This window comes from Micromonospora matsumotoense, from assembly GCF_900091525.1.
Classification (GTDB): Bacteria; Actinomycetota; Actinomycetes; order Mycobacteriales; family Micromonosporaceae; genus Micromonospora; species Micromonospora matsumotoensis.
Map to the genome: position 1 here is coordinate 593,979 of NZ_FMCU01000003.1, position 11,722 is coordinate 605,700.

Sequence of the window (11,722 nt, forward strand, 5' to 3'; positions counted from 1 at the left end):
TCATCGTGTCACGGCCCCACCGCCGGCTGGCCGGGCGGTACGGCGAGCCGGTAGCCGACGCCGCGCACGGTCTGCACCTGCGGGCAGCCCGGCACCGCGCCCAGCTTGCGGCGCAGCCGCTTGACCGCCGAGTGCAGGATCGCCGCGTCGCCCAGCCAGGCCCCGCCCCAGACCGAGCCGAAGATCCGTTCGTAGCTCCACACCGCCCCCGGGTCGCCGGCCAGCCGGGCCAGCAGCTCCCGCTCCAGCCGGGTCAGCGCCAACGGCTCCCCCTGCCAGGTGACCAGGTGACCGGCCGGGTCGACGACCAGGTCGCCGCAGCGCACCGGGGTCGCCCCGGTGGGCGGCGCGGCGGGCGCCGCCGGGGTCGGGAAGAGCATCGCGCGCAGCTCGGCCAGGTCCGCGCAGATCACCACCGGCCCCACGTCGTCGAGCTGCCGGACCACCCGCTCCCGGACCGAGACGTCGGCGCTGACACAGACCACGAACGGGATGTCGACACCGGTCACACGTCCTCCCCAGGACCGCACCTGCCGCCCGCTCCCGACGGTCCCGTCTGCCCATGACAGGTGCCGGCGCGGCTGGTGTCAGCCTAATGGTCAGCGTGGCGCCTGGTTACTGACCGAATACTGACCGACCCGATCCATTGATCAGCTTGGTTCCCCGGCTGAGCATGATGCACAGCGGCCGTGGGGGGCCGGCCCACCAGCACCCACCACCGGCCACCTCCCCAGCCGCTCCGCGTGGCCGCGACCCCGGCACACGCAGCCGGGTCCGAACCGATCGGGCCCGAAGACGTGGGGAGGAACTGTGCGCAGACGACCGACCGGACGACCGTCCCGGTGGCGATTGGTGGCCGCGCTCGCGGCCGGACTGTTGGGGCTCACCATCCAGCCCGCACTGCCCGCCGCGGCCGCGCCGGCCGCACCCCGGGCCACCGTGGACCAGCAGGTCCTCGACGGGCTCGCCGACGGCACCGAGACCTTCCTGGTCTACCTGCGTGAGCAGGCCCCGCTCGCCGAGGCGGCCCGGCTGCGCAGCGCGGACGCCCGCGCCGACGAGGTGCACCGGTTGCTCACCACCACCGCCGAGCGGACCCAGCGCGAGCTGCGCACGGTGCTCGACGAGCGGAAGGCCACCTACACCGCGTACTGGATCGCCAACGCGCTGCGGGTGACCGGGGACCGGGCGCTACTGGACGTCGTCGCCGCCCGCCCGGAGGTCGCCCGGATCGCCCCGACCCGCAGCTACCCGCTGGTCCGCCCGGTCCGCAGCACCGCCGCCCGCGCCGGCACCAACGCCGCCGAGTGGGGGCTGACCAACATCGGCGCCCCCCGGGTCTGGGACGAGTTCGGCGACCGGGGTGAGGGCCTGGTGGTCGCCAACATCGACAGCGGTGTGCAGTTCGACCACCCCGCGCTGGTCGGGTCGTACCGGGGCAACCTCGGTGGCGGCACCTTCGACCACAACTACGACTGGTACGACCCGGCCAATGTCTGCCCGCAGGACGCCCCCTGCGACAACAACGACCACGGCACCCACACCATGGGCACGATGGTCGGCACCGACGGGGCCAGCAACCAGGTGGGTGTCGCCCCCGGTGCGAAGTGGATCGCCGCCAAGGGCTGCGAGTCCAACAACTGCTCGGACGCCTCGCTGTTGGCCGCCGGTCAGTGGGTGCTCGCCCCGACCGACCTCAACGGGCAGAATCCCCGCCCCGACCTGCGCCCCGACATCGTCAACAACTCCTGGGGCGGCGACGGCGGCGACCCCTGGTACCAGCAGACCGTGGCGGCCTGGCGGGCCGCCGGGATGTTCCCGGTCTTCTCCTCCGGCAACGACGGCCCGGCCTGTGGCAGCGCCGGCTCCCCCGGCGACAACCCCAACGCGTACGCGGTCGGCTCGTACGACGTGAACAACACCATCTCCGGCTTCTCCGGTCGGGGCAACGCCACCGACCCCTCCGGGCTGAAGCCGAACATCGCCGCGCCCGGCAGCAACGTGCGCTCCAGCGTGCCGGGCAACGGATACGCGTCGTTCAGCGGCACCTCGATGGCCGCCCCGCACGTAGCCGGCACGGTCGCCCTGGTCTGGTCGGCCGCGCCCAGCCTGCGCGGGAACATCGCCGCCACCGAGACGCTGCTCGACCGGACCGCGACGGACGTCGACGCGACCACCTGCGGGGGCACCGCCGCCGACAACAACGTCTTCGGCGAGGGGCGGCTCAACGCGTACGAGGCGGTGCGGCAGGCCCCGCGCGGGCCGGTCGGCCGGGTCAGCGGCCTGGTCACCGACGCGGCGGGTGGCGGCCCCGTCGCCGGTGCCACCGTCTCCGACGGCGAGCGCAGCGTCACCACCGGCACGGACGGCCGTTACACGCTGACCGTGCCGGCGGGCGAGATCACCCTGACCGTGTCCGCGTACGGCTTCCGCACCGCGACCGGCACCGTGACCGTCCCCGAGGACGGCGCGGTCACCCGTGACTTCGCCCTGACGGCGACGCCGACGGTCACCGTCTCCGGCCGGGTCACCGACGGCTCCGGGCACGGCTGGCCGTTGTACGCCAGCATCGAGGTCGCCGGCCGCCCCGGCGCTCCGGTCTTCACCGACCCGGTGACCGGCCGGTACTCCTTCACCGTGGCCGGCAACACCGACTACAAGCTCACCGTCACCGCGAAGTACCCGGGCTACCGCACGGTGACCAAGGACCTGACCGTCGGGTCGACGGCCACCACCGCGGACATTCCGGTCCCGGTCGAGGCGGCCTGTGTCGCCGCCGGTTACACCGGCAGCCTCAGCGCGCCGCTGCTGACGCAGAGCTTCGACGGCACCACCGCGCCGGAGGGCTGGTCGGTGCGCAACCGCACCGAGAAGGGCGGCTGGGTCTTCAACGACCCGGGCGCGCGGGGCAACCTGACCGGCGGCACCGGCGGGTTCGCGATCGTCGACAGCGACAAGCTCGGCACCGGCAACACCCAGGACACCGACCTGATCGCCCCGCCGGTCGACCTGTCCGCCTCCGCCGCGCCGCTGCTGCGGTTCCGCAGTGACTGGCGGGCGGTCGGGATCAGTGACACCGCCGACGTGGACGTCTCCACCGACGCCGGGGCGAGCTGGACGAACGTCTGGCACCAGACCGCCAGCCGGCGGGGCCCCCTGGTCGAGGAGGTGCCGCTGACCCCGGCGGCCGGCGCGACCGGGGCGCTGGTGCGCTTCCGGTTCAAGGGCACCTACGCCTGGTGGTGGCAGGTGGACGACGTCCAGCTGGTCAACCGGGACTGCACGCCCGTACCGGGTGGGCTGGTGGTCGGCAACACCACCGACCGCAACACCGGCGCGGCGGTCAACGGGGTGACGGTCACCAGCATCGACCGGCCCACCGACACGACCGTCTCGGCGGCCACCCCGGACGACCCGAACCTGCCGGACGGCTTCTACCACCTCTTCTCGGGGCTGACCGGCGCCCACCCGTTCACCGCTTCCCGGCCGCCGTACTCGGCGGTCACCCAGCCGGTGACGGTGGTGGCGGACAGCACCCGCCGGGCCGACTTCGCCCTGACCGCGGGGCGGCTCACCGTCAGCACCACCACGATCGAGGCCCACCAGCCGTACGGCAGCACCCGCAACGCCAAGGTGACGGTACGCAACACCGGCACCGCCCCGGCCACCGTGGAGCTGCTGGAACGCGGTGGCGGGTTCGAGGTGCTCGCCACCGGCGGCGCTCCGCTGCGGGAGCAGGTGGTCAAGGGGATCAGCACCGCCCGTACCGGTGCCCGTTACGGCGGCGGGAACTCCGACGCCGCGCCGCAGGCCGACGACGCCTGGACCCGGATCACCAACCTGCCCGCCGCGATCTATGACAACGCGGCGGCCAACCTGGACGGCAAGGTCTACTCGGTCGGCGGCGGTGGCGACACCGGCAACGAGCGCAAGGCCTGGGTCTTCGAGCCGGCCACCGGCGTCTGGACCGCGCTGCCCGACCTGCCGCACGCCCGGTCCAAGCCGTCCGCCGTGGGCATCAGCGGCAAGCTGTACGTGATCGGCGGCTGGGGCGCCAGCGAGGGCACCGAGCCCTCGGTGGACGTCTTCGACCCGGCCAGCGGTTCGTGGAGCACCCTGGCCGGGGCGGTCAACCCGGCCCCTGCCGCCGCAGCCGGCACCGCTGTGGCGGGCGGCAAGGTGTACCTGGTCGGCGGCTGCCTCGACGGCACCTGCACGGAGTCCAACAAGCTGGTGGTGTTCGACCCGCGCACCGGGACGTTCCGCACCGGCGCGGCCTACCCGCACCCGGTCTCCTGGCTGTCCTGCGGCGGGATCGGTGCACAGGTGTACTGCGCCGGCGGCGTCGCCGACGACGAGTACACCGACGCCTGGCGGTACGACCCGGCTTCGGACACCTGGAGCCCGCTGCCGAACCTCCCGGTCGACCTGTGGGGCTCCCAGTACGCGTCGGCCGGCGGCATGCTGGTGCTGGCCGGCGGCGTGACCGGCGGCTCGACGTCGGTGACCAACCGGACGGTCGGCTTCGACCCGGTCGCCGGGGCCTGGCGGAACCTGCCGAACGCCCAGTTCAACCGGTACCGGGGCGCCGCCGCCTGTGGGGCGTACAAGATCGGTGGTTCGCCCAGTTCGTTCGTCGGCTCGGCGGACAGCGAGCGGCTCGGCGGGCTGGAAGGCTGCGCGGACGCCAGTGACCTGCCGTGGCTGTCCACCGCACCGACCAGCTTCACGCTGGCCCCGGGCGCGTCCCAGACGGTCACCGTCACGCTGACCGCCACGGCGGCGGCCGGGGTGCTCCAGCCCGGGGCATACTCGGGTGAGCTGGGGATCACCTCGGACACCCCGTACCCGGTGTCGTCGGTCGGGGTCGAGATGAACGTCTCGCCGCCGAACAACTGGGGCAAGATCCAGGGCACGGTGACCGGGGTGACCTGCGGTGGTCAGACCGTCGGCGTCCCGGCCACGATCCGGCTGAACCTGGTCGGCTCGACCACCGGCACCACGCTCACCGCCGACGGCCAGGGCCGGTACGCCTGGTGGCTGCCGAAGGGCAAGTACGAGGTGATCGTGGCGAAGGACAGCTGGGTGCCTCAGGTCCAGCGGGCCGTCGTGGAAGCAGGCATCGTCGGCACGCTCGACTTCCGCCTGGCCCCGACGTCGACCTGTGCGGGCGCACGGGCATCCGGCCTCTGACCGGATAGCAGCACCGACGGTGGCCGTCGACCCCGCCCGGGTCGGCGGCCACCGTCGCGCCCACCCACCGTCGCGCCCACCCACCGTCGCGCGCCCACCCACCGCCGCGCGCCCACGGACCGCCGCGCCCATCCACCGCCGCGCCCATCCACCGCCACACCCACCCACCGCCACACCCATCCACCGCCGCGCGCCCACCGACCGCCGCGCCCGCAGACCGGCGCCCATACATCGCCGTGTCCGCAGACCGCCGCGCCCACACACGGCCGTGTCCGCAGGTCAGCGGACTGACCCGGAGTCATTCCTGACCCGGCACCCGCCCCGGGGAACGCTGCTCCCTTTCGGCTGTCTCATGGCGGGTCCGCCGGCAGGAGTCCGGGGAGCCGTGCTCCTCTCGGCTGCCTCGGGGGCACACACTATGTCCCGAACGCTGTATGCCTGCCCGTCATATTTATGACGGACAGGCATACCCGTCGCCGAGGAAACAGTCCCCACCGGGTCCCGCCGGGCGGCAACCCACGTCGTGTCCACAGGGCCCGGCCGGGATCGGCAGCTGGGGCTCCGCAGGGCTCGGCCGGTTGGGACTCGATGGGCCCAACAGCTGGGGCTCGCCATTTTCGGCCAAATAGCGGCATCAGAGCGGGCAGATACCGCTACATCGCTGACAATGAGTTGATCATGGCACCTTGTCCGGACCCGGGCAGCACTGGTCAACCAGAGGGTCGCTACTCCGACTGCTGTGCGCGCACATTCCTCGCCGCGGCCGGCGGGCGGCCGGGCTTGCCGGCCGAGCGGGTGCGACGGGGACGAGAGCGGGTGCGACGGCTCGGGGCCGGTCACCCCGGGTGGGGTGACCGGCCCCGGGGCCGATCGATGCGTGGGTCAGGCCACCGTGACGGAGACCTCGTTGATGCCCCGGTTGGCGGTCACGGCGGTGTCGCCGTTGCCGTGCCGGGACAGCGCCCGCAGGGTCCAGTTGCCCGGCGCGGCGAAGAACCGGAACTGCCCGGTCGGGGAGGTGACCACCTCGGCGGTGAACTCACCGGTCGAGTCGAGCAGCCGGACGTACGCGCCTGCTACGGGCTCGCCCGACTCGGCCAGCACCTGGCCGGTGATGACGGTTTCCTTCTCCAGGTCCAGGCTGGCCGGCAGGGGCGCGGACTGGTCCGGCGCGGCGCAACCGGCGGCGGTGGGAGCAGTCATGGCTCAGGCCTCCCCGGGCTCGTCGCCGAGCGCCACCGGCACACCGACCAGCGAGCCGTACTCGGTCCAGGAACCGTCGTAGTTCTTGACGTTGGGGTGGCCGAGCAGCTCCTGCAGGACGAACCAGCTGTGCGAGGAGCGCTCGCCGATCCGGCAGTAGGCGATGGTCTCCTTGCCGTCGTCCAGCCCGGCGTCGGCGTAGATCTTGCGCAGCTCGTCGTCGGACTTGAAGGTGCCGTCCTCGTTGGCCGCCTTGGACCACGGCACGCTGATCGCGGTCGGGATGTGCCCGGCCCGCTGCGCCTGCTCCTGCGGCAGGTGGGCGGGGGCCAGCAGCCGGCCGGCGAACTCGTCGGGGCTGCGCACGTCGACCAGGTTCTTGGTGCCGATGGCGGCGACGACCTCGTCGCGGAAGGCCCGGATCGAGGTGTCCGGCTCGCTCGCGACGTACTGGGTGGCCGGGCGGGTCACCGCGTCGTTGACCAGCGGGCGGGCGTCCAGCTCCCACTTCTTGCGACCGCCGTCGAGCAGCTTGACGTCGCGGTGGCCGTAGAGCTTGAAGTACCAGTACGCGTAGGCGGCGAACCAGTTGTTGTTGCCGCCGTAGAGGACCACGACGTCGTCGTTGCCGATGCCCCGCTCGGAGAGCAGCGCCTCAAACTGGGTCTTGTTGACGAAGTCCCGGCGGACCTGGTCCTGGAGGTCGGTCTTCCAGTCGAGCTTGACGGCGCCGGCGATGTGGCCGGTGTCATAGGCCGAGGTGTCCTCGTCGACCTCGACGAAGACGACGCCCGGAGCGCCGAGGTTCTTCTCGGCCCATTCGGCCGAGACGAGTGCGGTGTCGCGACTCATCAGATCACTCCCTGGTGATGATGGGTGGTGAGCCAGCGCGTTGGTGGAGACCGGTGATGTCGCACCACGCGCGGGACCCATAGAGGAACGGATCACGGGTTTGAGCGACGGCGCCGCTGCCGGGCGTTTCGGAGGGTGGGCACCGGAGGTCAGTGGAACCCCGGGCGCAATGGCCGCTGGGCGGCCGGAGACAGCCCCGCCGTCAGATGACGGAGCGACACAGGCAGGTGGCCACGCGGCACAGGTCGACCGCGCGCCGTTTGGTGAGGTGCGTCCCCATGGTGTCGGAGCCTACCAGCCGTCCCGGAGAGTGCCAGGGGCCGACCAACATACGGGACACAGCCCGGCCTGCCGGGGAGCCCCGGGGCCGGGCCGCGCCCAGAACTGAGCGGCGAGTCAGCTCGCCGAGTTGATCGGGACGTCCTTCGCGTCGGCGGTCACCGTCAGCCCCTCCGGGCGCGGCTCGACCTTGCGCACGTTGAGCTGGAACGGCAGCGCCGGCAGGGGCACGTCGACCGAGATGCCCCGGGCGTAGTTGTTCAGCAGGGCCCGGGCCAGCGGCACCGCCGGCAGCCCCTGGGCGTTCAGGTCGCTGAACTTCAGTGCCACCTTGCCGTTGTCGGCCACCGTCACGTCGGCGGTGCCGGTGACGGTGAGCTTCTGGCCGAGGATGTCGACCGGCGCGGTGACGGCCAGCTTGCCGTTCTGCTCGCCGAGCTTGAGCCCCGGCCGGTCCAGCAGCTTGGCCAGGCTGTCATAGGTGACCGTGCCGGTGCCGGCCACCGTCTCGGCCACCACCTCACCCTGCCCCGAGCGGATGGTGTCCAGCGAGGCGCGCACGTTGCGGGCGTCCACGTCGAGCCGGGGCAGGCTGACCGCGTTGCCCTCCACGGAACCCTGCACGTCGGTCAGCACGATGGAGATCCGCTCGTACCGGCCGTCGACCACCTGGGTGAGGAACGGGAAGCCACCCACGTCCACCTGGGGTGGGGCGGAGCTGGCGTCCTGCTTGGCGACCTCCTGCTGCACCTGGTCGGCAATGGCCCGCTCGGCCAGGCCGGCCGCCACCCGGTCGGCCACCACCAGCAGCCCGCCCAGGATCAGCACCAGGACGACCAGTACGACGAGCCACCTGCGCCCGCGCCGCCGGGGCCGCTCCTCGTACGTCTCCGCCACGCCCGTCTCCATCCGTCGCCGTCGCGGTCACGCGACGTGCCGTCATCGATGCCGCCGTCGCGGCGCACCGCTACTACCCGAGTACCCGAGCGCCGTCGCGCCCAATCGCCGTCGCGCGTCCCGCCGCCGTCAGAGGAAGAGCACACACATGGCGTACGCCGCCGGAGCGGCCAACGCGAAGCCGCCCAGCGGACCCTGCATGTGCCGGGCGATCCACATGGTGGGCGGTTCGCCGGCCATCAACCGGCCTGCCTCGGCGTAGCCGACGGCGAGGTCGGCCAGCACGGCGGTGGCTGCGGTGACCAGCCCGATCAGCGCGGCGCTGGTCGGCGTGAAGCCCACCAGGTAGCTGCCGAGCAGGGCGCTGGTGAGGGTGCCGACCATCGCGCCGACGACCACCCCGGCGGCGCCCCGGGGCACCTGCGGCGCCAGCCGGGGCCAGGCCAGCACGGCGTCGGTGAGCCGGGCCACGGTGAGCGCGACGCCGGTGGCGACCAGGCAGACGGTGATCGCCTGGGTGCCGGCGGGAATCCGGCTGAGCGTGATCAGGGTGGCGAACGCCACCACGCCCACCACGATCAGCAACGTGGTGCCGAGCGAGTCGGTCACCCGGACCCGGTCCACCCGGCGGACGAGCTGACCGAGCACGCCGAGCAGGAAGCCGCCGAGCGCCACGAACCCGAGCGGGGCCAACCCGGCGACGTCGGTCTGCACGGCGGCGACGTCCGCCGCCGCGGCGACCACGCCGCTGGTCAGCGCGACCAGCAGCAGCGCGGGCGGGCGCATGGCCATCGTCCAGGCCAGCACGAAGAGCAGTTGGACGCCGAACACGATGATCGCGAACGGCAGCCGGTGTCCGGGGCCGGCGGTCTGCGCACCGAGCACCAGTCCGACGCCGAGCAGCGCGGCGAAGCCGGCGACGGTCAGCGAGAGCGGCCGGCGCACCTCGACCGGCTCGATCGGCTCCTCGTCCGGCTCGACGTCGTCATCCTCGCTGCGGCGCGGCTGACCGCCCTTGCGGAACCGGCGTGGGCCGCGCTCGCGTCGGCTCCCGGCGTCGTCGGCCGGGGCGGGGCGGGGCTCGGGTGCGGGTCCGCCTGCCGGGCCGGCGGGCCCGTCGGGGGCGCCGTCGGCCCACGGGTCACGGCCGGTCTCGGGCGAGGTGGAGGGAAACACGCCCCGATCGTGCCAGACCGACGGGCTTCGGCGGGGATCACGTGGGCTCCCGGCGGGGATCACGGTTTCGGTCACGTTAAAACCTGGGTGGTGATCACGGGCAGATCCGACAAACAGGAAAGGACGCCGAGGTGACGACGGAGCAATCGGTTACGCTCAAGCCGTTACCCGCCCGTCAGCGACGCCGGGACCCACGCAAGTTCTCAGCGCCCCGCCCACCGGCGGGGCAGCTGGTCGCGTGCGGCCATTGAGCCGCCGGGACGGAGGTGATCGTGTGGAGCTCCTGCTGCTGGTGACCGCGCGTGCAGGTGAGCCCTCGGCGGTGCTGCCGGCACTCGACCTGTTGCCGCATTCGGTGCGTACCGCGCCGCGTGACGTCCGCACCCTGGTTTCCGGGCCCAGCCCGGACGCGGTGCTGGTCGACGCCCGGTCGGAGTTGAGTGAGGCCCGGGCCACCTGTCGGATGCTGCACGCCACCGGCCTGGGCGTGCCGCTGGTCGCGGTGGTCACCGAGGCCGGCCTGATCGCCCTGAACGCCGACTGGGGCGTGGACGACGTGATCCTGGCCGGAGCGGGCCCCGCCGAGGTGGAGGCCCGGCTGCGGCTCGCGGTGGGCCGGCTGAGCAACGCCACCTCCGGGGCCGGCGGTTCGATCCGGGCCGGCGAACTGAACATCGACCCGGACACCTACGCGGCCAAGCTCAAGGGCCGGCCGCTCGACCTCACCTACAAGGAGTTCGAGCTGCTGAAGTTCCTGGCCCAGCACCCGGGCCGGGTGTTCACCCGGGACCAGTTGCTCCGCGAGGTCTGGGGCTACGACTACTTCGGCGGCACCCGCACGGTGGACGTGCACGTCCGACGGCTGCGGGCCAAGCTCGGCTCGGAGTACGAGTCGATGATCGGCACGGTCCGCCAGGTGGGCTACAAGTTCGTGGTCCCGCCGTCGTCCCGCTCGCTGCCGGAGTCCGAGCCCGCCGTTGCCGGTCTGATCCCGATCGACAGCACCGCACCCTAGAAGGACTATTTCCGATACGCCCCTTTTGCACCTGTTGCCGGCTTTAGTCTTACTGCCGGAATCAGCAGGCGTGAAAGGGGCGACGGTGCGTGCACTGACCACGGGGGCGACGAGAGGGCCGTCCCGCGATCCGGACCGGTGGGGACGCTGATGCGCACCCGGTCGACCAGCGGGACCGTCGGCGTCGTCACCCTGGTGCTGGCCGCCCTGCTCGGGTCCGCGTACGCGCTCGGGCGCAGCATGACCCCGGCCACACCCCGGCAACCGATCGGCGCGTCGGCGCAGATCGACGGCGCCCAGTACGGCGAGCAACCCGCCGACCCGGCCGCCCCGCACACCGATCCGGACGGCACCCGCCCCGACGGGGGCACCCCCACCACCGGGGCCGACCCGGATGCCCCGCAGCCGGCCAGCGACGGTGACGGCCCGTTCGGCAGCCACGCCAGCACCGGTACTCCCGAGGTCGCGCTGACCTTCGACGACGGACCGGACCCGACGTACACGCCGCAGGTGCTGGAGGTGCTGCGCGCGTACGGGGTCAAGGCGACGTTCTGCGTGGTCGGCGAGAACGCCCAGGACCACCCGGACCTGGTCCAGGCGATCGTGGCCGACGGGCACACCCTCTGCAACCACTCGTGGCACCACGACGTGCTGCTCGGCAAGCGCTCCCCCGCCCTGATCCGGGCCGACCTGATCCGGACCAACGACGCCATCCACGCCGCCGTGCCGGATGCCCGGATCAGCTACTTCCGGCAGCCCGGCGGGGCTTGGACGTACCCGGTGGTGTCGGTCGCCGAGGGGCTGGGGATGACCCCGCTGCACTGGACCGTCGATCCCAACGACTGGCAGGTCCCCGGCGCCGCGAAGATCACCACGACGGTCACCCGGGACACCGGGCCGGGCGCGATCGTGCTCATGCACGACGCCGGTGGCGACCGGCAGGGCACCGTGGACGCGCTGCGCCGGCTCCTGCCCGAACTCGTCAGCCGATTCCGGCTGGAGGCGTTGCCGGCCAACGGGGCCAACTGAGCCGACCGGGGCCCGCAGCGCCGTCGCCGGCCGGCAGACCGGACGGGCCGGGGACGGACAGGACCGGGCAGGCCGGAG

Annotated in this window: 9 protein-coding genes; 3 read left to right on the top strand and 6 right to left on the bottom strand. The window is 73.0% G+C overall.

Annotation, left to right across the window (positions count from 1 at the left end):
- Positions 1-8: 8 nt before the first annotated feature.
- Positions 9-509: a winged helix-turn-helix domain-containing protein gene (locus GA0070216_RS09785; protein ID WP_245722384.1), complete on the bottom strand. Its 501-nt coding sequence runs from the start codon at positions 507-509 to the stop codon at positions 9-11.
- A 301-nt stretch (positions 510-810) separates the two neighbouring features.
- On the opposite strand from GA0070216_RS09785, the gene GA0070216_RS09790 reads away from it, so the two are divergent.
- Positions 811-5,193 (top strand): S8 family serine peptidase, encoded by a 4,383-nt coding sequence (locus GA0070216_RS09790; RefSeq protein ID WP_245722385.1) that lies wholly within the window; start codon positions 811-813, stop codon positions 5,191-5,193.
- 882 nt (positions 5,194-6,075) lie between these two features.
- Here GA0070216_RS09790 and GA0070216_RS09795 read toward each other — a convergent pair.
- From GA0070216_RS09795 to GA0070216_RS09815, 5 genes are all read right to left on the bottom strand, one after another.
- Positions 6,076-6,396 carry a DUF1416 domain-containing protein gene (locus GA0070216_RS09795; RefSeq protein WP_091242495.1) on the bottom strand — a complete coding sequence of 107 codons (321 nt, stop codon included), beginning with the start codon at positions 6,394-6,396 and terminating at the stop codon, positions 6,076-6,078.
- 3 nt (positions 6,397-6,399) lie between these two features.
- Positions 6,400-7,248 carry a sulfurtransferase gene (locus GA0070216_RS09800; RefSeq protein WP_091242498.1) on the bottom strand — a complete coding sequence of 283 codons (849 nt, stop codon included), beginning with the start codon at positions 7,246-7,248 and terminating at the stop codon, positions 6,400-6,402.
- Positions 7,249-7,450: 202 nt separating this feature from the next.
- Positions 7,451-7,579 (bottom strand): Ms5788A family Cys-rich leader peptide, encoded by a 129-nt coding sequence (locus tag GA0070216_RS36375; protein ID WP_342670712.1) that lies wholly within the window; start codon positions 7,577-7,579, stop codon positions 7,451-7,453.
- A 65-nt stretch (positions 7,580-7,644) separates the two neighbouring features.
- Positions 7,645-8,436: an LmeA family phospholipid-binding protein gene (locus GA0070216_RS09810; RefSeq protein ID WP_176738890.1), complete on the bottom strand. Its 792-nt coding sequence runs from the start codon at positions 8,434-8,436 to the stop codon at positions 7,645-7,647.
- A 117-nt stretch (positions 8,437-8,553) separates the two neighbouring features.
- The gene (locus GA0070216_RS09815) at positions 8,554-9,600 is read right to left on the bottom strand and encodes a hypothetical protein (RefSeq protein WP_091242501.1); all 1,047 of its coding nucleotides are present in this window, start codon (positions 9,598-9,600) and stop codon (positions 8,554-8,556) included.
- 274 nt (positions 9,601-9,874) lie between these two features.
- Between GA0070216_RS09815 and GA0070216_RS09820 the strand changes: the two genes are divergently transcribed.
- Together GA0070216_RS09820 and GA0070216_RS09825 are read left to right on the top strand one after the other, a co-directional pair.
- Positions 9,875-10,615, top strand: a complete 741-nt coding sequence (locus GA0070216_RS09820) for a winged helix-turn-helix transcriptional regulator (protein ID WP_091242504.1) — start codon at positions 9,875-9,877, stop codon at positions 10,613-10,615.
- A 150-nt stretch (positions 10,616-10,765) separates the two neighbouring features.
- The gene (locus GA0070216_RS09825; protein ID WP_091242753.1) at positions 10,766-11,644 is read left to right on the top strand and encodes a polysaccharide deacetylase family protein; all 879 of its coding nucleotides are present in this window, start codon (positions 10,766-10,768) and stop codon (positions 11,642-11,644) included.
- Positions 11,645-11,722 lie beyond the last annotated feature (78 nt).